The sequence below is a fragment of the Lactobacillus paragasseri genome (assembly GCF_003584685.1).
Lineage (GTDB): Bacteria > Bacillota > Bacilli > Lactobacillales > Lactobacillaceae > Lactobacillus > Lactobacillus paragasseri.
Window position 1 is genome coordinate 1,419,873 of sequence record NZ_AP018549.1, and the last position, 20,921, is coordinate 1,440,793.

Annotated in this window: 22 protein-coding genes and 1 other annotated feature; of the genes, 4 read left to right on the top strand and 18 right to left on the bottom strand. The window is 33.9% G+C overall.

The features are described 5' to 3' along the window. Window positions 1–33: 33 nt before the first annotated feature. The gene (gene miaA / locus LpgJCM5343_RS06900; RefSeq protein WP_101890853.1) at window positions 34–954 is read right to left on the bottom strand and encodes a tRNA (adenosine(37)-N6)-dimethylallyltransferase MiaA; all 921 of its coding nucleotides are present in this window, start codon (window positions 952–954) and stop codon (window positions 34–36) included. A gap of 142 nt (window positions 955–1,096) precedes the next feature. Between miaA and LpgJCM5343_RS06905 the strand changes: the two genes are divergently transcribed. Beyond that, window positions 1,097–1,276: a DUF3042 family protein gene (locus LpgJCM5343_RS06905; protein ID WP_004897769.1), complete on the top strand. Its 180-nt coding sequence runs from the start codon at window positions 1,097–1,099 to the stop codon at window positions 1,274–1,276. A gap of 45 nt (window positions 1,277–1,321) precedes the next feature. Here LpgJCM5343_RS06905 and LpgJCM5343_RS06910 read toward each other — a convergent pair whose 3' ends face one another. From LpgJCM5343_RS06910 to LpgJCM5343_RS06935, 6 genes are all read right to left on the bottom strand, one after another. Then, a complete protein-coding gene (locus LpgJCM5343_RS06910; protein WP_113576200.1) occupies window positions 1,322–1,720 on the bottom strand; it encodes a rhodanese-like domain-containing protein in 399 nt (132 codons plus the stop codon). 36 nt (window positions 1,721–1,756) lie between these two features. Beyond that, the gene (locus tag LpgJCM5343_RS06915; RefSeq protein ID WP_003648384.1) at window positions 1,757–1,987 is read right to left on the bottom strand and encodes a YqgQ family protein; all 231 of its coding nucleotides are present in this window, start codon (window positions 1,985–1,987) and stop codon (window positions 1,757–1,759) included. Between the two features lie 2 nt (window positions 1,988–1,989). After that, complete coding sequence (locus LpgJCM5343_RS06920) at window positions 1,990–2,676, bottom strand: rhomboid family intramembrane serine protease (RefSeq protein ID WP_077958724.1); 687 nt, start codon at window positions 2,674–2,676, stop codon at window positions 1,990–1,992. Window positions 2,677–2,691: 15 nt separating this feature from the next. Further along, window positions 2,692–3,249 carry a 5-formyltetrahydrofolate cyclo-ligase gene (locus LpgJCM5343_RS06925; RefSeq protein ID WP_003648382.1) on the bottom strand — a complete coding sequence of 186 codons (558 nt, stop codon included), beginning with the start codon at window positions 3,247–3,249 and terminating at the stop codon, window positions 2,692–2,694. 52 nt (window positions 3,250–3,301) lie between these two features. Next, window positions 3,302–3,451, bottom strand: a complete 150-nt coding sequence (rpmG, locus tag LpgJCM5343_RS06930) for a 50S ribosomal protein L33 (RefSeq protein WP_003646937.1) — start codon at window positions 3,449–3,451, stop codon at window positions 3,302–3,304. A gap of 72 nt (window positions 3,452–3,523) precedes the next feature. Continuing rightward, window positions 3,524–5,623, bottom strand: coding sequence for a peptidoglycan D,D-transpeptidase FtsI family protein (locus LpgJCM5343_RS06935; RefSeq protein ID WP_077958723.1), 2,100 nt, complete (start codon window positions 5,621–5,623; stop codon window positions 3,524–3,526). 115 nt (window positions 5,624–5,738) lie between these two features. Here LpgJCM5343_RS06935 and LpgJCM5343_RS06940 point away from each other — a divergent pair, with 115 nt between their 5' ends. Further along, complete coding sequence (locus tag LpgJCM5343_RS06940; RefSeq protein ID WP_077958722.1) at window positions 5,739–8,318, top strand: YfhO family protein; 2,580 nt, start codon at window positions 5,739–5,741, stop codon at window positions 8,316–8,318. 43 nt (window positions 8,319–8,361) lie between these two features. On the opposite strand, the gene greA is transcribed toward LpgJCM5343_RS06940, so the two are convergent. From greA to LpgJCM5343_RS06970, 6 genes are all read right to left on the bottom strand, one after another. Continuing rightward, on the bottom strand, window positions 8,362–8,844 hold the full coding sequence (gene greA / locus LpgJCM5343_RS06945) for a transcription elongation factor GreA (protein WP_003646934.1): 483 nt from the start codon (window positions 8,842–8,844) through the stop codon (window positions 8,362–8,364). 80 nt (window positions 8,845–8,924) lie between these two features. Further along, window positions 8,925–10,019, bottom strand: a complete 1,095-nt coding sequence (gene mltG, locus LpgJCM5343_RS06950; protein WP_003648378.1) for an endolytic transglycosylase MltG — start codon at window positions 10,017–10,019, stop codon at window positions 8,925–8,927. A 63-nt stretch (window positions 10,020–10,082) separates the two neighbouring features. Beyond that, window positions 10,083–12,497, bottom strand: a complete 2,415-nt coding sequence (pheT, locus tag LpgJCM5343_RS06955) for a phenylalanine--tRNA ligase subunit beta (protein ID WP_101890854.1) — start codon at window positions 12,495–12,497, stop codon at window positions 10,083–10,085. After that, window positions 12,497–13,546 (bottom strand): phenylalanine--tRNA ligase subunit alpha, encoded by a 1,050-nt coding sequence (gene pheS, locus LpgJCM5343_RS06960; RefSeq protein WP_048685117.1) that lies wholly within the window; start codon window positions 13,544–13,546, stop codon window positions 12,497–12,499. The genes pheT and pheS overlap by 1 nt, the downstream gene beginning before the upstream one ends. A 35-nt stretch (window positions 13,547–13,581) precedes the next feature. Continuing rightward, window positions 13,582–13,788: a binding site (T-box leader), on the bottom strand. Window positions 13,789–13,833: 45 nt separating this feature from the next. After that, window positions 13,834–14,190 carry a winged helix-turn-helix transcriptional regulator gene (locus tag LpgJCM5343_RS06965; protein WP_003646931.1) on the bottom strand — a complete coding sequence of 119 codons (357 nt, stop codon included), beginning with the start codon at window positions 14,188–14,190 and terminating at the stop codon, window positions 13,834–13,836. Window positions 14,191–14,280: 90 nt separating this feature from the next. Beyond that, window positions 14,281–15,042: a TrmH family RNA methyltransferase gene (locus LpgJCM5343_RS06970; RefSeq protein ID WP_077958719.1), complete on the bottom strand. Its 762-nt coding sequence runs from the start codon at window positions 15,040–15,042 to the stop codon at window positions 14,281–14,283. Between the two features lie 96 nt (window positions 15,043–15,138). Between LpgJCM5343_RS06970 and LpgJCM5343_RS06975 the strand changes: the two genes are divergently transcribed. Both LpgJCM5343_RS06975 and yidC read left to right on the top strand, forming a co-directional pair. Next, entirely contained in the window at window positions 15,139–15,414 is a 276-nt protein-coding gene (locus tag LpgJCM5343_RS06975) for an acylphosphatase (RefSeq protein WP_003648374.1), read from the top strand. A gap of 63 nt (window positions 15,415–15,477) precedes the next feature. Continuing rightward, the gene (yidC, locus tag LpgJCM5343_RS06980; RefSeq protein ID WP_003648373.1) at window positions 15,478–16,461 is read left to right on the top strand and encodes a membrane protein insertase YidC; all 984 of its coding nucleotides are present in this window, start codon (window positions 15,478–15,480) and stop codon (window positions 16,459–16,461) included. Between the two features lie 62 nt (window positions 16,462–16,523). Here yidC and LpgJCM5343_RS06985 read toward each other — a convergent pair whose 3' ends face one another. The 5 genes from LpgJCM5343_RS06985 to rsfS all read right to left on the bottom strand — a co-directional run bounded on the left by LpgJCM5343_RS06985 (window position 16,524) and on the right by rsfS (window position 20,907). Then, complete coding sequence (locus LpgJCM5343_RS06985) at window positions 16,524–18,065, bottom strand: HAMP domain-containing sensor histidine kinase (RefSeq protein WP_077958718.1); 1,542 nt, start codon at window positions 18,063–18,065, stop codon at window positions 16,524–16,526. Further along, on the bottom strand, window positions 18,031–18,759 hold the full coding sequence (locus LpgJCM5343_RS06990; RefSeq protein WP_101890856.1) for a response regulator transcription factor: 729 nt from the start codon (window positions 18,757–18,759) through the stop codon (window positions 18,031–18,033). The genes LpgJCM5343_RS06985 and LpgJCM5343_RS06990 overlap by 35 nt, the downstream gene beginning before the upstream one ends. A gap of 84 nt (window positions 18,760–18,843) precedes the next feature. Continuing rightward, window positions 18,844–19,392: a YceD family protein gene (locus LpgJCM5343_RS06995; protein ID WP_020806747.1), complete on the bottom strand. Its 549-nt coding sequence runs from the start codon at window positions 19,390–19,392 to the stop codon at window positions 18,844–18,846. Then, window positions 19,392–20,549 carry a nucleotidyltransferase gene (locus LpgJCM5343_RS07000; protein WP_003648369.1) on the bottom strand — a complete coding sequence of 386 codons (1,158 nt, stop codon included), beginning with the start codon at window positions 20,547–20,549 and terminating at the stop codon, window positions 19,392–19,394. The genes LpgJCM5343_RS06995 and LpgJCM5343_RS07000 overlap by 1 nt, the downstream gene beginning before the upstream one ends. A gap of 10 nt (window positions 20,550–20,559) precedes the next feature. Next, a complete protein-coding gene (rsfS, locus tag LpgJCM5343_RS07005; RefSeq protein WP_101890858.1) occupies window positions 20,560–20,907 on the bottom strand; it encodes a ribosome silencing factor in 348 nt (115 codons plus the stop codon). Window positions 20,908–20,921: the final 14 nt, after the last annotated feature.

Here is a 20,921-nt window from a genome sequence, read left to right on the forward strand (position 1 = left end):
TACCAGTAATATCCTATCATAACCATAACTTTTTTATTTATTTAAAAAACTTTTTATTTCATTTAGAGCTTTTTCTGGCGTCTCCCTATCATGTAGAGGATCTAACCAGACAACAGGCAATTGATGTTTAAAATACGTTAGCTGACGTTTGGCATATTTTCGCGATGCTTGTTTTAGTTTATTTACGCATTCATCAAGCGTTTTTTCACCTGAAAAATATGGGAAAAATTCTTTATAGCCAATCGCTTGAATTGCTTGATGCTCACGAGCACGGTTGTCATAAACAAATCTTGCTTCTTTAAGTAACCCAGCGGCCATCATTTTATCTACACGTTTATTTATTCGCTGATAGACTTCTTCTCGATCACTATTTAACCCAATAATCAAGGCATCATATCTAGGAGAAATTTTTGCTTGCTGCTGACTAAATAACTTACCTGTTCGACTAATCACTGTTAATGCTCTAAGAGTTCGACGACTATTTTGTGGAGCTATTTTTTTAGCAGCATCAGGATCCTTTTCATTAAGAAGCTGCCATAATTTTTCTGCACCATTTTCTTTTAAATATTTTTCCCACTTAGGATCTACACTTGTTTGATAATCTCCAGGTTCACCTAATTGCAGCTTATTTACTAAGGCATTAATATAAAAACCCGTTCCGCCAACAACTAGTGGAATAGACCCCTTAGCTACAATTTGATTAACAGCTTTTGTACCTTCAGCAACGAAATCTTTAACAGAATATTCTTCAAAAATGGAACGCTGGTTAACCAAATAATGTTTTACTTGTCTTAGTTCTTCAGCTGTTGGCTTAGCAGTACCAATACTTACCTCTTGATAAATTTGCATTGAATCTCCAGAAATGATTTCTGCATTAATTTTAGGGGCAAGTTTCAATGCTAGGTCGGTTTTCCCAATTCCAGTGGGTCCAATCAGGACAATAATTTTTTGCATAAATAATTCCTCTTATTTCTTGATATCCATTCTAACAAAAAACTACTATTTCTTCAGACTTAATATAGCAAAAGGCTTTATCGAAATAAGAATTATTGCTAAAATTTGAATTGATAAAATAATTTTTAGGGAGGCATTAACCATGGCAAAGAAATTTGGTGCTGGTGTCGTAACTGGCGTTTTAGCAACTGTTGGCGCACTTGCTGCAGGACTTGCTACTTATAAAAAAAAGGTAGTAGAACCTGAACAAAAAGAAGCTGATAGAATTGAACAAAATAGAATTAAAGCCAATAGAAAGAGTTACTCAGCTCATCAAGGTTAAATAAAAAAGAGAGATTAATCCCTGTAATAAGGATTGATCTCTCTTTTAGTATTTAGAAGACTTAGTTTGGCCATCCCATTTTTCAAAGCCGTCTTTCAGCCAATATACTTTTTTATAGCCTTTTTTCTGCAAAAAGCGTGCTGCTCTTACAGTTAATGCACTTGAATCAGAATAAAGATATACGGGTAAATCTGGACGGATTTCTTGATATTGATACTTAAACATTGTGTAAGGAATGTTACGTGCTCCTAGAATATGTTCTTTCTTAAATGGGCCCTTTTCACGTACATCAATAATTTGTGCTTTTCTCTTACCCTTTTCAAACTCTTCATTAGTTAGCGCACCACCGACACGCTTCGATTGAATCCATGTCCAAAGCCAGCTTAAAGCAAAAGCCAAAATAATGATAATTAAGACAAAATTGCTGATCCCAAAAATATTCATTAATTACTTACTCCTAATATAAGAATTTCTATAGTACTATAATAATCCATTACTATCTTTTGTGCTAGTTTCCTTTTCTTCTTCAATTTCATGCTCGTGACTCAAAATTAACTTAGCATTCATGTATTCTTTTTTAGAAACTACACCGGCATGATATAAATTATCTAATTCTATTCCCATTAATTCAATATCCCATTTACGTTTACCAACATAAACAATAATATTAAACTTTTTAAGTAGCTTTTGAACATCGTGTAAATTTTTCATTATTAATTATTAATCACTATTCCTTGATGTAAGCAAAATACAACATAAATAATTGTAATAACGGCTGCAATAACTCTTAATTTATGATGGTATTGTCTTAAGTGCGCACTACCAAAAATTATTCCCAATAGAAAACCAGATACTAAACCACCTAAATGACCTAAAATATCAATATGACTTGCAAATAAATCAAGTGCCAAATTGATAATAGCTAGGGCTAAAGCCTGCTTTCCTAAATAATTAATTGCAGGAATTGCACGGTTAGCTAAATAAAGTGCGATGACTACTCCAAAAAGTCCAAACAACGCTGTTGAAGCGCCAGCACTAACTACAGAATCACTGCCATACGCATAGCTTAGTAAATTTCCACCAATTCCTGACAGCAAATAGACGCTTAAAAATCGCCAATGCCCTAACAAAGGCTCCATAAATTGCCCAATATAATAAATCATCACAGCGTTAGAAGCAATATGTAGCCATCCAATGTGTAAAAATTGAGCAGTAAACAGCCTCCACCATTGATGTTCAACGGTAACTAGCTGATTATTCATTGCACCTAAGCGAAGCAAAGTATTAATATTAGTCGATCCACCCATTATTGTTTCAAGAATAAACACAATAAAGAGCACTATTAAAATAGCATTTGTAATAAATGTGCTAGAAAATCGACTAAATTTCAATTTTTGCATCTCGTCTCCTCTTTCTTATTTAACTAAAATTAACTTCTCAATCGGAATATCATGTTCTTCAACCTGCCATGAAGTTCGCTTAAAAAGTTGGACTGAATTGACTAAACTAAGCGTTCTAGTTGGATACTTTTCTAAAAAGCGATCATAATAGCCCCCACCAAAACCAAGACGACTATTTTTATCTAAACCGTAAGCTAGACCGGGAACAATCATTAAATCTAAGTTATTATTCACGATAGCTTTTGAATCACGATTTTCTAAAACACCAAACTTAGTTTTAACTAATATCGTATTTTTATCATAAAGTGTAAATTCCATCTTCCTCTTTGGCAAGCATCGCGGAATATATACTCTTTTACCCATCTTCCATAAAGAAGCAATAATAGGCACTGTACTGACTTCTAGAGGCATTGAAACAGAAATACCTATCGATTCTGCGCTAGCTAAAAGTGAATTTCTAAGTAGCTTTTCTTTTAAGATCTTATCTTCAGATAATTTTTGCGTACTATTCGCAAATTCAGTTAATCTCTTTATTTGTAATCTTCGTAATTCGTTTTTACTAATTAAATGCATTAAATAATATCTCTGGATACAAAAAAACAACAGGAATTGCCTGTTGCTTTGATTACTTAGTTTCGCGGTGAAGTGTTACCTTTCTTTCAACTGGGCAATACTTCTTTAAAGCTAAACGTTCCGGATGCTTACGCTTATTCTTTTCAGATAAGTAACTTCTATCGCCACATTCGGTGCATTCAAGGATAATATGTTCTGCCATCTTTTCCACCACCTACTTATTTAGTTAACTGTTAAACTATACCATGTTTTGCGTACTTTTACCAGTACTTTTCTATTTATTAAGCTTGAAGTAGTCTTCAACCATTGCCTTGGCAACTTCAAGGGTATATTTACCTTCCTTATCAGGATCAAGTCCTGGGAAAACAACCGCAACAGCAAGTTTAGGATCCTTTGATGGTGCATAACCAACAAAAGTAGCGTTAATAACTTCTGGAGCTTTAGGATTCCCCGGGTTATCTTCATCATAATAGAAAGTCTGAGCAGTACCAGTCTTACCGGAAATTGAAGGCTTAACATCCTTCAATGAGTGAGCTGTTCCCCATGAGTTAGTACCATGAACAACACGATAAAATCCTTGATGAATAACATCAAGTTGATCTTGCGTCCAAGGAATACGCATTTGAACCTGTGGCTTATTGTTATAGAGAATAGAAACTTTGTTTCCTTGAGCGTTAGTTTCACCAACCGATTGAACTAAATATGGACGCATACGATATCCACCATTAGCAATAGTTGAAACATATTGAACTAACTGAATTGGAGTATAAGCATCATAGTTTCCATAAGCTAAGTCAAGCACAGAACCACTAAGTAGTTGCCCCGCCGAATTATATGAGCGACCTTGAATACCAGATACTTCACCTGGAAGATCAACTCCTGTCTTCTGCCCTAAACCAAACATTGCAAAGTTACGTCTTAACTTTGTAAATGCATCTGAAGGCATAGAGATAAAGCTATGTGGTGTATATTTTGCATTAACCCATCTTAGAGCAAGCTGCATCATATAGATGTTACTTGATACTTCAAGCGCCGTTGGAGCATCTAAGCTACCAAACGTACCAACTGGATAAACAGATTTTTTAATTGGTGACCCTGGTAAGTAAATTGGCGTATCAGGCATCACACTGTTAGTCGGCGAAATAATACCATTCATTAATCCACCTGCAACAGTAGCACCCTTGATTGCAGATCCCATAACAAATGATTTATTAATTACACCTAACGCATCATCTGTATTCTTACCAGTTTTCGCATTATGATCAATACCTGCAATTGCTAAAAGCGCACCAGTTTTAGGGTTCATTGCCACAGCATATGCACCGTTAGAGTACTGAGTAGCGCCAGCAGCTTGAGCAGAAGCATATACTTTTTTCAGAGTCTTTTCAACTTCTTGCTGGTACTTGGCATTCATTGTCAAAATTAGGCTTGCGCCGCTTTGGCCCTTATATACAGTTTTAGTTTGTTCAACCCCATCTTTAGCCTTAGTTACTACTTGTGACTTAGATTTTGTACCCTTCAAAAGTGGTTCATACTTTTCTTCAAGGTAACTAGTACCAACTCGGTCGTTACGTGAATAACCTTGAGTTAAATAGTATTGTAAGTTATCGCTTGGTAGACCTGCTTTTTCTGAAGAAACTGAACCAATAATACTCTTAATCGATTTTCCGTTTGGATAGCTTCTTGACCAGTCTGTTCCAATACCTACACCAGGTAATTCAGACAAGTGTTCTCCAACCAACGCCATTTCACGATCAGTTAAGCCCTTGTTTTTAATATAAATAGTCGAAAGTGTATATGCACCGGAAATCTTATTAAAAATTAAAGCAGCTGTTTTTTGACGCTTAGTAAAATGAATATTTTGTTTTTCTACACGTTTTAAGACATTATTATATATTTGACTTGAACTTAGCGCATCACCATTACTGTCATAGCGTTCAGATTTAGGTAATTTTGCTGTTTCCTTTTCTGAAATTTTGCTATTAGCTAAGTAATAATCATATAACTGCCTTTTTGTAGGTTTTTCATCATCAAGTGTTATATATTGACTTAAATGATTAGAAACTTTATATATTTGACTAGACGTAATGCTAGAATTTTTGGTATAAGTAATTGCGTTATTGGCTTTATTACCTACCAAAATCTTGCCACTGCTGTCATACATCACACCACGTGGTACGTTATTAGATACAATTTTTTGGTCTGTTTGTTGCACTTCCGCTTGAAAACGACCACCATAGAAGAGTTGCAAGTAAGCTAATTGACCAATTAATAATAAAAATAAAACTAAAATGACGCCCAAAATAATTTTCATTCTTAGGGGCGTCGAAGTGGAATTTCTATTCGAACCTTTACTTTGTTTTAAATAATTCAAAATTCTAACCTCACTAAACTAGAATTGATTTTAGCAAAAAACGGATCTAAATTCTATTTTTCTATCAATGAAAATCGCAATAATTATATATTCTTAAGAAGTAGGGACTCTATCAATGTTTACCAACCAAGTTAAAACATATTTCAAAAACAATTATCTATATTGGCTTTCCTTTTTACTACCTGCCTGCATTTTTGCAAGCTACTTTATCTATCGCAATTATGAAATTCTAACTGTTGATTTAGGGCAGCAATATATTGATTTTCTAGCTTTTTATAAAAACAACTTATTTTCTAATCCGCTAAATCTTATTTTTACATTCAGTAGTGGCTTAGGTAATTCCTTTATTGGAACCTGGGCTTATTACTTAACTAGTCCCTTCAACTTTTTATTATTTATTTTTTCCAAGTCGCAATTACCCGAAGCAATTCTTTTAATTATTAGTTTAAAAATTGGAAGCATCGGACTTAGCAGTTTTTATTATTTTCAAAAATTCTTCAATGGCGATAACAAAGTTTTTGCTCTTGCAGCTAGTCTAGCCTTCTCATTAAGCGGATTTGTTGTTAGTTATAACTTAAACTTAATGTGGCTTGACAGTTTAATTTTGCTACCTCTGTTGCTTGACTCTATTGATAAATTAGGAAACAAAAGGCAACACTACTTCTATCTTACCATGATCACTTTTTTATTATGGTTTACTAATTTTTATACTGGTTTCATGGTGCTTTTCTTCGGCTTACTTTACTTTATTAATACGCTATTCAATTCTTCTTTTTCTAAGAGACAAATTATCTTTCAATATTTTACTAAAAGTTTTCTTGGCACCAGTTTAGCTGCAATCATATTACTACCATCTTTCTTTGAAATATTAAATGGAAAAATTCATTCAGATACTACTTTATCAATGGGGTTTCAATTTGCTCCATATCAAACATTTTATAAATTAACTGTAGGTGCTTTTAACTTTACTGAAATGGAAAAAGGGTTGCCTAATATCTTTTTAACTAGTATCTTTACTCTTCTTTGCATCCTCTATTTCATCAACCACCATTTTTCTATTAAAGAAAAGGTAGCCTCCGCGTTATTACTAGTATTTTTATTCTTTTCCTTTAGTTTCAATCCTCTTATTTTACTTTGGCACTTAGGTCAATACCCAGTTTGGTACCCAGCTCGCTTTAGCTTTATCTTTTCTTTTTACGCAATTTATCTCGGAGTTCAGGTTCTTGCTCACACACATAAATTTAATATTAGCAGCAAAATAGTGTCTTTTCTTCTAGTAATTAGTTTAAGCTCATTTCTTTCTCTAAATCTTCATCAAAAAGAGTTTTTAAATCAAACAAATATTACTTTAACTATTCTCTTTTTATTATGTAGTTTGTTAATTCTTTTGTTTTTCAACTATAAATGGATCCCAGTAATTTTCTTTGGCATTGTTGGTCTTGAAGTAAGTATCAATTTGTTAGCTAGCCTTGATAATATTTCTTATCAAAAAAACTTTGACTATACCAATTTCACTAAAAACATCTCTGAAAGTACATCATATTTACACAAATATGATTCTAGCTTATATCGAACCGAAAAAACTTTTACGCGTTCAGATGACGATCCTTTAAGCAATAACTATTATGGTATTAGTAATTTCAACTCCATTTCTGACCGTTCAACTATTAATTTGATTGAGTATTTAGGTCTTGAAAATAATGACAATTCTTTTACTAATAATTTTGCTACTCCCTTATCTGATAGTATTTTAGGCGTTAAATACAATATCGTTCCGATTAAGAATCGGCGAAGCCTTCCTTCAAAACAACAAATAGTTTTTACAAGTGCATTTTATCGACCCGATTTAATTACGAATAAGGTTGTCAAAAGTTTTAAACAAGTACAAATTAGAAAAAATTCTTCAGCTTTACCTCTTATTTTTATCTCTCCATCACATAAGAAAACAAACTTTTATGCCAGTATGCCATCTGCTAATCAAAATACTCTTTTTAATAGCATTGTTGGTAAAAAAATTAATCTCTTTAATAGCTTGTACCTAACAAATCCTAATAAACTAGAAAATATCAAATCCACTAAAAATATTAATGAATATCAAAAAATTAACAAAAGCAGAATTGCAACGATTTCTTTCAAAATTTCTTCCTTTCAAAAAGGACCTTATTATTTAGAACTTCCTTCAAATTTAGATGCAAATTCTGTTTCCATTACTGTCAATGGACATCATCTTAATAATCAAGATTTAGGAATTTCAAACAAATTATTAAATATTGGTTATTATTCTCCAAATGCTCCAATCAAAATTACTTTTAATTTACATAATGAAAAAACTAATCTGAGTGGAATTCGAGTACTACAATTTAAAGAACATGAATTTATCCAAATTATTCGTAAATTTAACAAAAAACAGCCTATTACTTGGCAAACTAGTCCTATTTCTTTAAAGCTCACTTACATTGCTAGAAGAAATAAACTGCTTAATTCTACTATTCCTTATTCAAAAAACTGGCTAATTTTAGATAACGGCAAATTTCTAAGAACAGAAAAATTTGCTCATAATTTTTTGAGTGCCAAATTAAGCAAAGGAAACCATCATTTAATTTTGATTTATATTCCCTTTGCCTTTCTAATCGGTCTTATAATTTCACTCATTTCACTTATAATTATATTTATTTTCAAACCAAAAAATGCTTAACTTGCAAGAGAGCAAGTTAAGCATTTTTATAAACGATTCAGAGTTAGTTCAATGTTTTAACATCATTGATAGTTACATCAAATGTTCCACCAGGAGTGTTAATAGTTACCTTTTCACCCTTTTTCTTGCCAAGTAAAGCTTGAGCAATTGGTGAATCATTAGAAATTTTTCCGTTAAGCGGATCAGATTCATCAGATCCAACGATAGTATAGGTTTCTGGATCATCAGTACCTACTTCAGTGTAAGTAACAGTCTTACCGATAGAAACTTCGTTAGGATCAACGCTATCTGCATCAACAACTTGTGCATACTTAAGCATTTGTTCAATTTGAACAATACGTTGTTCTACAGCACTTTGCTCATCTTTTGCAGCATCGTATTCAGAGTTTTCTGATAAGTCACCGAATGATCTAGCAACCTTAATTCTCTCAATAACTTCTGGACGTTTTACTAATTTTAAGTTTTTTAATTCCTTCTGAAGTTTTTCCTTACCTTCAGCGGTCATTGGATAAACTTTTTCTGCCATACTAAAAATTCTCCTTACCTATACCTATTATTCTTTGCACCAACCAGCTTATGTTTTCTACTAAAAAAAGTCAACCATTTTTACTGGCCTAAACTACTATTCCGTTTCAAGTGTTCGTCATAGTTTTCATTGTAGTAAACCTTACCAGTCTTAAGATTTGCAACAAAGTAGAGATAGTTAGACTTGATTGGGTTTAATACAGCACTAATTGAATCTAAACTCGGATTATTAAATGGTCCCGGACCATATCCCTTGTGAACATACAAGTTATATGGAGATTTTACCTTAATATCCTTTAGGGTCAAAGAATGTTTATGCTTATTCAGCGCATACATGACTGAAATATCAGATTGAAGTGGCATATTTGCTTTAATTCGGTTAAAGAATACCCCAGCAATCATGCGGCGATCCTTAGACTTAACACCTTCACGCTCTACTAAAGAAGCTAAAGTTAAAACTTCCTGCACAGTCAAATGTTTTTTCTTGATAGAACTATAGTAAGGTTGTAAAACTTGATCAGTCTTATCAACCATTTGGTTAACTAGTTCTTTCAAAGAAGCACCTTGATAGACATCATACTTAGCCGGAAAGAGATATCCTTCTAAGTGATAGCGAACACCTTTACTGTTCATTGAACTAGTTAAGAGCTTAGGATATTGCTTTTCTAGACTCTTCATAAAGCTTTGATCTTTCATTAGCTTCAAGAAGTCTTGACGGCTATATTTCGTATTCTTACCAACTGTCGTAGCAATACTATCAATCGTTTGTCCTTCTTTTATCAAAACGTGACCGACAACTGGACGACCGCCTCCACCTTGCAATTGACTAACGATTTCCTTGTTATGCATTGAAGGTGAAAGATAGAAATTACCTGCCTGAAAATTGGTTGCACTATGACTCTTTAACCAAAAGTTAAAGATGATCGCATTTCTAATAATCTTTTTCTCCTGTAAAATCTGAGCAATCTGACTATTAGTTGCACCTGCAGGAATATGAACACTAACGACATCTTCATCATGACGGTTGGCAGGCTGAAGTGCATAGCCAACATAACAGCCTCCAATTAAGATAAACAAGACTAAAATAGCACCTAATCCACTAAGAATCCAACGGGTAACTTTTTTAGATGCCTGTTCTTCTAACTCATGATTTTTCTTTTTGTCCTGATTTAGCAAACGCTTTTCCTCCGAAAATCACAAAAATCTAAGACAATTATAGCAAAGCTCCCTAGAAAAGAATTAACGAACTTTAATCTTTAGACTTTCTTTCAGATCTGCTTCAATTTTTTCCATTGCTTTAGTAACTACTTCATCAGTTAATGTATCTTTTTCATTCAAGAAAGTTAATGAATAAGAAATTGACTTATGGCCTGCTTCAATTTGACTACCAGCATAAACGTCAATGACTTGTATACCATGAAGATACTTGCCACCATTTAATTTAATTTGGGCTTCAATTAGGGCATTAGTTACTGCATTAGGTACTAATAATGATAAATCACGTTCAATTGCTGGGAACTTAGGAGCAGCTTTGGCCTTCATTCCCTTATGAAGCATTGAAACAATCGTATCTAAATCAATTTCGTAGCCATAAATTTCACTTCCACGCAATGCCTTATCAAGGGTAGTAACTGTATGAGCAATCATCCCAATTAAACCAACATATTGATCATTAAGGTAAATACCAGCTGTTCTAGTTGGATGCATACCAACTATGATTTCTGGACGATACTCAATATCTGTATCCTTAATTCCAATTGCTCTAAATAAATTAGTTAATTGGCCTTTTACAAAGTAGAAATCAATCTTTTGATCTAAATGTTGCCAATTTGCTGACACAGTATGTCCTGAATAAAGAGCAGCTAAATGTTCATGTTCATTAAAAGTATTATTTTCATGATCATAAACTCTACCTTGTTCAAATAAGGCTAATTCCTTTTGCTTACGTGCCATATTATAGCTTGCAGCATCAACTAAACCAGTTAATAAGTTTTCTCTCATCGTTGAACGGCTTGAATTCAATGGCCATTGAACTTCTACAACTGGCTTAGGATCTTTGGTAAATGAAATTGCTTTTTCCGGAGAAGTCAATGAATAAGAAATTGCTTCCATCATGCCTTGCCCTTGAACAATATCTTTGATTCTGCGCATAGCAGTTTCTTTTTCTGAATATCCACCATGAGTTTCAGCTAAAAGAGGTTGAGTAGACTTTAAGTTATCATAGCCATAAATTCTACCTACTTCTTCAACTAAATCTGCTGGAATAGAAATATCCCATCTTCTATTCGGAACTGTAACAATTAATTCATCTTTTGATCCATCAACAGTAAAGCCTAAGCGATCAAAAATCTTTTCCATTTCTGATCTACTTAATTCTGTTCCTAATACCTTGTTAATGTATGAAACAGTAGTTTTAACTACTGAAGGATTTCTTTGCACATCAGCTGCCTTAATTTCACCTTCGTTAACAGTACCATTTGCATCATTACGTAATAACAGAGCAGCAATATCTAAAGCTTTTTGCGTGTTATCCCAATTAACCCCTTTTTCAAAACGACTTGAAGCTTCAGTACGATTAGCATGACGTAAAGCAGATTTTCTAACACTAGTTCCATCAAAAATAGCAGATTCTAAAATTACATCAGTCGTATCATCTTCTACTTCTGAATTTTTACCGCCCATCACACCAGCCATCATTACTGGCTTTTGACCATCGGTAATAATAATATCGTTTGGATCTAAGTCAACTTCTTTATCGTTTAGTAAAGTAAGCTTCTCACCTTTCTTAGCTTTTCTAACCTCTAATTTACCATCTTTAAAAGTACGAGCATCATAGGCATGTAGTGGTTGTCCAGTCAATAGCATTACATAGTTAGTTACATCAACCACATTATTAATTGGCCGCAATCCTGCATTCCAAAGACGTCTCTGCATCCATAATGGACTTTCGCCAATTTTAATATTTGAAACTTTTCTTAAGTAAAACTTAGGCGCTAATTTTTCATCAACTTTAACATCTAATTCATTAGTCCATTCAGGACCATCTGCTTTAAGAACTACTGGTTCAACCTTAGGCTTTTTATCGACAATTGCACCAACTTCATATGCTGCACCTTCCATTGATAAAGTATCAGCACGGTTTGGGGTAATATCAAAGTCTAAAATGTAGTCATCCATACCAAGTGCTTCATAAACTTCTTCACCTGGTTTTACATCGGAATCTTTAGGGAAAACAAAGATTCCATCAATATATTTTTGAGGAACAGTCTTATCTGCAAAACCAATTTCTTGAAGACCACAAATCATTCCATTTGATTTAATTCCGCGAATTTTACCACGCTTAATCTTTTCATTGCCTGCGATTCTTGCACCGTGTAAAGCAACAATCACATCTTCACCCGCTGCAACATTTGGAGCTCCACAAACAATTTGAATTGGTTCATCTTCACCTACATCAACTTGACACTTATGTAAGTGAGTTCCCTCAATATCTTCACATTCTAAAATGTGACCAACTACTAACTTCTTTAAGCCTTCTGCTGGATGGTCTACTGATGCAATTTCGACACCAGTTCTAGTAATTTTTTCTCCTAAATCTTTAGGATTTTCGTCTAAATCAAGAAAATCTTTCAACCAGTTATATGAAACAAGCATTAATCTTCCTCCTTACGGAATTGTGCTAAGAAACGAACATCGTTGGTGTAAAAATCACGAATATCAGAAATACCGTATTTCAAAATTGCAAAACGGTCCAAGCCTAAACCGAAGGCAAAACCACCATAAACTGTTGAATCAACGCCAGCATTTTCTAAAACGTTAGGGTGAACCATTCCAGCACCAAGTACTTCAATCCAACCAGTATACTTACAAATTGGACATCCCTTACCGTTACAGTTGAAACAAGAAACATCCATTTCAACAGATGGTTCAGTAAATGGAAAGTAGGATGGACGAAGACGAGTTTTACGATCCTGACCAAAGACATGCTTGGCAATCATTTCTAAGGTACCTTTAAGGTCCGACATAGTAACATTTTTATCAACTACTAAACCTTCCATTTGTTGGAATTGGTGAGAGTGAGTCGCATCATCATCATCACGACGGTACACCTTACCAGGACCCACCATCTTTAATGGTCCTTTAGAAAAATCATGCTTTTCTAAGACTCTTGCTTGATCTCCTGAAGTTTGAGTTCTAAGCAAGTCTTCACTATCAATATAGAAAGTAGCTTGCATATCACGTGCTGGGTGATCCTTAGGTAAGTTCATCATCTCGAAACAGTAGTGATCTGTTTCAATTTCTGGACCTTGTACTACCTTATATCCCATACCAATGAAGTAGCTTTCCAAATCATCCAAGATAATATTGATTGGGTGCTTTGAACCTAAATGTCCTTCACGTCCTGGTAAAGTCACGTCAATCTTTTCTTCTTCTAATTTTTGAGCAATTACTGCTTGTAAGAAATGATCTTTTGCCTCATCTAATTGCTTTTGAAGAATATCACGAACTTGATTTACTTCTTGACCTACTTTTGGTCTATTTTCAGGTGCGATATCTTTCATTGAGTGTAGAATTTGAGTTAATTCACCCTTACGCCCCATTAATTCAACTCTAATCTTATCAAGCATCTTTTGATTTTTAGCTTGCTTGATTTGATCTAATCCTTCTTCTTTTAACTTATTTATTCTATCGAATAAGTCCATCTCATTTTCCTTTCCAACAAAAAAAGCTCCGTCCCAAAAGGGACGAAGCTTCGCGGTACCACCCTAGTTTGAACTAGCACAAAAAGTGCGTGTTCACACTCTCTTCATATAACGGTGAAATACCGGAATTGATTAGATTCTGCTCCTAAGATGAAATTCATGCTTCTATCTTAAGTTTTTTCCACCAATCAAACTCTCTCTAAAAAGATATCTACATTACTAATCTTAATCATTGCATTTAAGTATAATAGTATCTTAAATCTTTTTACTTAACTTTGCAATTATCTTTAGGCCCATTTATCTGCCCAATTATGAACTTGTTCAAAAACAGGTTGTAAGTCTGCTCCTTTTTGAGTCAGAGTATAGCTAATAATACCGCTCTTTTCATCAACTGTACGATTAACAATACCGTCCTTTTCTAGTTCTTTCAATCGCTCAACTAAAACTCGATCAGAACACTTACTAATACAACGTGCTAAATCTTTAAAACGCATTGCATTAGTATCGCACAAAGAGCTAATAATTAAACCATTCCATTTTTTTCCAATAATTGCAAAAGCATCAATAAAATGCGAACACAGTGAGTAATCTTCTGGATCTGGACAGTCACCCATTTTAGTTTTGCTTTCAATTTCTTGGGACATTTATAATTCCTCCTAAAAAATCAAAATATTTTTAGATCAATCTATACTAAAGATTATAGTAATATTACTTACTTAAAACAAGCTGTAAGCTTATGAAAAATGATAAATCATGATTCCAGCTGCTACTGCTGCATTTAATGACTCTGCCTTACCTTTTATTGGAATATAAATCTTTTTATCTGCTGTTTCAATTACATCTTTACTTGCCCCATGAGCTTCATTGCCAATTACTAAGGCTAATTGAGGAACAGAAATGCAATTATTCAATGATTTGGCTGTTTTATCTAGAATACTTACATAAACTGGAATTCCATTTTCCTTAAAGCTACCAATTGCTGCTAAGATTGGATTCTGAACAATTTGAATGTGAAATTGACTGCCCTGCATACTACGCTGAACTTTGGGATTATACAAGTCTACACTTTCTTCAGATAGAACAACTCCATCAAATCCAGCTGCATCAGCTGTACGAATAATAGTGCCTACATTTCCTGGATCAGTTAAGTTGTCCAAAACAACCCATTTTCCATATTCAAAACTAAATGATTTAGGCTGATTAATCGGTAAAACCATAAAAATATCTTGACTATTCTTAGTACTGCTCAAATGCTCTGCAATTGCATCAGTAATTTGAATTACCTTGTCATCCTTCAACTTATAATGAGCAGTAAGTTTTACTAAAGCTGCTGAAGTTCCTAAAATATATAGATAATTTTCGTGATTCTTGAGTGCTTCTTCAACTAAATGAAAACCTTCGATTAAATAAGTTTGAGTCTTTTTACGATATTTTTTCTGTTCTAGCTTTCTAAGACTCTTAATTGTGGGATTGTTTACTGAATTAATTTCTATCATAATTTCTACTTCCTTCTAATCTAATATTTTAAATTACCTCGCTCAAAATTAACATGTTAAAATTTAAGTTAGAAGATAAAGAAAAGAGCGATATTTATGAAAACTGTCACAATGAAAGTTACCGGTCTTGTCCAAGGTGTTGGCTTTAGATGGACCACGCAAATGATTGCACAAGAATTAGGAATTACCGGCACTGTTAAAAATAATCCTGATGGATCAGTTTCTATTGTAGCTCAAGGGGAGGAGCTTCCTTTAGAACATTTTATTAAAAAAATTAAAGCTTCACCATCAGTAGCTGGACATGTGGATCATGTTGATTTAAATACAATCTCCAATGCAGAAAAATTTACTCGCTTTAGTGTGGTTTATTGATACTTTAACAAATAACTAGTAAACTTTATTCCAGTAACAATAAAGTAGGAAAGGTTATAGTTAATGAAATCAAAAACTAAATATTTTAGTCTATTTGCCATGCTAACTATCTTGGCATTAGTCTTAACTGGTTGTGCTAACAATAGTCAAAGTATCTATCAAGCACCTACTAGTGGACCATATGCTTGGGTTTTTAGTCTTTTTGGTAAGCCAATTCAAAATATCATGTTAGCTGTTGAGCATCAAATTGGTGGCTCAAATGGTGCTGGCTGGGCAATTATTATCATTACTTTTGTTGTTCAGTTAATTGTTATGCCGCTTCGTCTTGCATCTCAGCGCAAAATGACTACACAGCAAGAAAAGACTCAAAAACTTCAACCACAAATGAAGTTGATTCAAGAAGCACTGAAAAAACCTGGCTTAACTCAACCGCAACAAATGCAAATTAGCCAACTTCAAATGCGAGTTTATAAAGATAACAATATGTCCATGATGGGTGGAATGGGATGTTTACCATTACTTATCCAACTGCCGATTATGATTGGGATCTATCAAGCAGTAGCTTATTCTAAAGAATTAGCTGCTTCAAGTTTCTTTGGTATTTCTTTGGGGCAGCGCTCAATTGTTCTAACCATCATTGCTACCTTGCTTTATGTAATTCAAGGTTATCTATCAATGGTTGGAATTCCTGAAGAACAGAAGAAAGCCATGCAGATGACTTTGATTTTGAGTCCAGCAATGACTTTCTTCATCAGTATTTCAGCTCCTGGCGCCTTAGCTCTTTACTTCTTAGTTGGTGGTTTAATTGCTATCTTGCAACAAGTAATTACTACATTCATCATCATGCCAAAAGTAAAAAAGGATGTTGCAGCTGAATTAAATGAGCGTCCACTTAAGGTGGTAGTCACTCAAGAAACAATCGATAGTATTCTTAATACTACTACTTCATCAAATACTAATAACGAAACAGAAAAAGATCTTCATCAAGATTTACGTGCACGAAATGCTGGTAAGCAAAAACGTCCTCATAACTCTGATAAAGATTAATAAGCAAATAAAAAAGGAATCCAATTTTTGTAGGTCACTACAAAATGGATTCCTTTTTATTATCATTTATTTTCTTGTTTAGACTTTAACAAAGGAAATTCAATCATAAATTTACTACCTGAACCAAGTGTCGAACTAACACTAATTTTTCCATGGTAGCTTTCAACTAATTTTTGAGCAATAGCTAAACCTAGACCATTACCACCTTTTTCACGAGTTCGAGCTTTATCTACACGATAGAAACGATTGAAGATCTTATCTTGCTCATCAGGCGCAATACCTTCACCAAAATCTTGGACGGAAATTTTAACTTTATCTTTTTCGGTAGCTGCATCAACTAATATTTCTTTACGATCCGTAGAATACTTAATTGCGTTGTCAATTAAAATAATCAAAATTTGCTCTAAGTGATTACGATAGATCTTGATAATTGTATCTGGTGCTAAGTCACTGTCATCATATGTAATTGTAAAATCTTGATGAATCATTCTCATATCATTAACTGTTCGATTAAGAACTTCGTTAACATCAGCCGTTTTATCAGGATACTGTAAATCAACTTGTTCAGCCCTAGTTAAGTCAAGCATCTCCTGAATTAAATGTTTCATCCGTTTGCTTTCTTGAAGAGAAGCTTGAATTGATTCTTCTAGGACCTGCGGATCATCTTTTCCCCATCGTTCTAGTAAGTTCAAGTGTCCTTCAATTACAGCCACCGGTGTACGTAACTCATGAGATACATCCCCAACGAATTGCTTCTGTTGCTGCATATACGCCTGCATTCGATCTAGCATTTCATTAAATGAGGTAGCTAATTCACCTAACTCATCATTTCGATGGAGATCTGGAACTCTTCGTTTATTAGTTGGATCTTCATTAATATCATGAGAAATCTGTGACATCTTTTTGATCGGTTGGACAACACTATTAACAATCAAATATGATAAACCGACAAAAACAATAATTGCAATAATCGACAGACCAATCATCCAATTACGAATTGATTTCAAAACATGATTTTGTTGATCCATCGAATTATCAACAATTAAGTATCCAGTTAATCGATGTGTTTTATCAGAAAAAATCTTCTGATAAATTTTCATATGGATTTTTCCTTTTGTGTTTTCTACCTTTAAAACATGATTCTCTGTCTTGCTAAAATGAGGCATTCCATTATCAGGAACATTTCCATTACTAAAGACCACATCTCCGCTTGGATTATAAATAGTAATACTTGTATCTCGATTCGACAAAGTCGCTAAAACATCATCATTAAAGACATTTCCCCCATCATTTGAAGTAATAGGGGTTTGCCCTTCCAAAATTCGATTAGTATTAGGCGAAAGCTGAGGAACAACATTTGAAATCTGGAGACTGGTCGGAATTTCGACCAATCTTCTCTGAAAGGTGGTGGCAACACTTTCAGTCAAATTTCTTTCCTGCGAAACAATTTGCTGCTTTACTAAAGAATAAATTGCAATTGAAAATATAACAAAAGAGACCGTAATTGTCGCTGCAACTAAGCTTACCCACTTAAAGGTTAGCGAGGACTTGGGGGTCTCTTTGGTCGATTTATTTTGCTTCTTCACGTGCTTCATCATTTTCATCCGTTCTTACCATATAACCGGTACCACGAACAGTCTTGATGTATGAAGGACGGCCCGGTACATCGATCTTATTACGTAAATAACGTACATAAACTTCGACAACATTAGTTTCAATTTTAGATTCAGGTCCCCAAATCTTATTTAAGAGTTGCTCTCTAGTAACAACGTTATTTTTGTTTTCAATTAATGTCATTAACAAGTTGTACTCACGCTTAGTCAGATCGACTGTACTATCTCCGCGATGAACGATTCTATTGGCTGTTTCAATGGTTAAATCATTAAAATGAACAACTTTTTGAACCCCCATCGTGTCGCCCATAGCTCTCTTTTCAATTTGTACTCTTCTTAAGACTGCACGTAAACGAGCCAATAATTCTTCGATTGCAAAAGGCTTAACAATATAGTCATCAGCACCATGATCTAAGCCAGAAACTCGATCAATCACTGAATCTCTTGCAGTCATCATAATAATTGGAGTATTTTTTTCTTGGCGAACGCGACGAGCAATTTCTAATCCATTAAGATCTGGCAACATTAAATCAAGTAAGATTGCATCAAAATCTTCGTTTAATGCTAAATCTAATCCTTTTCGACCATTTCCTTCAACTTGAGTTTCATATTTCTCATGTCTTAATTCTAGTTCTACAAAACGGGCAAGATTTTTTTCATCTTCAATAATCAGAATTTTACTCATTATTTTCTCCACACTATAATTAATCTGGTTAAAAATTTTATTAATAAATTAATATTAAATTTAAAAATACATTAATGCAAGGGTTTATTCCTTGTTTTTTTCATCTTTGAATAAATCTTTAAGCTTAGCAAAGGCTGGATTTTCCTTATTTGATTGTTCTTCTTGATAAGCCGCTTGAGAAATAACCTTCCATCCCTCTCCTTCAGGGAAATCACCTTCACTTTTTTCTTGGGGCGTTAGAATAACTGATGGTAAGCTTAATAATAAATTGTCTTCTACAGCTTTTTGAAGATCAATTTTATCATCCTTAACAGTTACGATAGTATCTTCTTCATCAAGCTGCTCTTGAGTTGGCTCAACTTCACTATAATTTTCAGTAAAATTAAACTCTTGATGCAGTTTTACCGGCTTCAAACTTCGAGTAGATGGGGCAATTACATCTGCTTCTACAGTGAAATTCCCAGTTACAAAGGGTTCATCATAAAAGAAATCGCCACTAACATGCACATTTTTGGCATCTTCAAGTAATTCTTTACTTCTATCAAAAAAATCTTTACTTAACTCGACATCTTCATCAACGTGAGTCAAGGGATTACGGCTATTTTTAATTTGTGAATATGAAAAATTTAACATTATTTTACCTCGATTGGTCTTCGACCAAAGTTTTGATCTTCACCCATAATTTGTTCAAAAAGTCGATCTACTCTTACTTGCAGACCTAAAGTTCCACTCGCTGCATTTTTCTTATCGACTTTAGAAATAATTGGGAGTTCAACATCTTTCCGAATTTTCTTAAGATAATTTCTTCCACGACTATTATAGCCAAGCAATAGCGTTGAAACATCTTGATATGAAGTCTGTATTTCCTTTTCGGTTACGTTTAAAAGAGTGTAGAGACAAAGTCTTCTTAGGCGCGCATAAGTATAGCGTTTAGACTTAATCTGGCGTAAAAATGAAGTAAAATCTTCCGCAGTATGAATTTCTTCTTTCATTTTGTACTCTAAACCCTCGCTCATTTGATAGATTGAGCGTAATTCTTCTAAACTGGCGCTTTCAATCCGATACTTTAAAAAATTAAATAAAAGATTCCAATTGGGGTAGACTTTTTGTTTTTCTAGTGCTGCTAGTTCTCCTTTAGGAAGATACTTTTTCAATTCAGTTAAATCATTTGGGTGATGTAAACAATAGTTTCTAATTGCAGTAGCAGAAGAAATAATCTTGTCTTGCAAAAGTGGATCATCGTGCCCACTCCCTAGTCTTGTCACGGGATGCAGATGAAGCGGAGTTTCTAGTTGTTCACTAGCTACAGCATAAGCAACAGCTAACATCATGTTAGGCTGGTTTACTTCATGACCTACTTCTCTAGCAACCATTTCATTATATTGCGTAGCATAAGTTTGAGTATAATCTCTAAAATCCATTCGATTTTTAGGAATTTGATTTATTTTTTGTCCTAAATAAGAGAAATTTAAATTAGCATCTTCCACTCCAAAAAATAATTCTGATACTCCTAAATTGCTTAACATCCTGATGCTACCGTTAGCAAAAATATCAGCTGGTTGAACTGCAAAAGAAAAAGGTAGTTCAAATACCAAATCAGCACCTGAATTTAAAGCTGCTTTGGCTCTTTGCCACTTGTCCATAATCGCCATTTGTCCACGTTGAACATAATTGCCTGACATTATAACAATTATTGGATCATTTTCGGCAACTAAACGTGCTTGATTTAATAAAAATTCATGTCCACTATGAAAAGGATTATATTCGGCTACAATGCCAATTACACTCATACGTCTTCCTTTAATCTAAGTTTAATTCTAACTTCTTACCATTGCTCCAGAGCTTTTCCAAGCCATAAAAGTCTCTAGCATCCGCAGTGAAGACATTTACAACTACATCTCCCATATCTACTAAAAGCCAGTTAGAATCACGTGTTCCTTCAATACGGTAATCTTCTTTTCCTTGTTCATGAATTTTATCAATAATGCTATTAACAATTGCATGAAGTTTACGATTTGAGCCTGCAGTAGTTACAACATAGTAATCTGCTAAAATACTAATTCCTTGCATATCATATGCTTCAGTATCTTCACCATGTCTCTCATCAATTGCTTCTACGGTTAAATCTAATAATTTCTTGCTATCCAATTTTATTTTTTCCT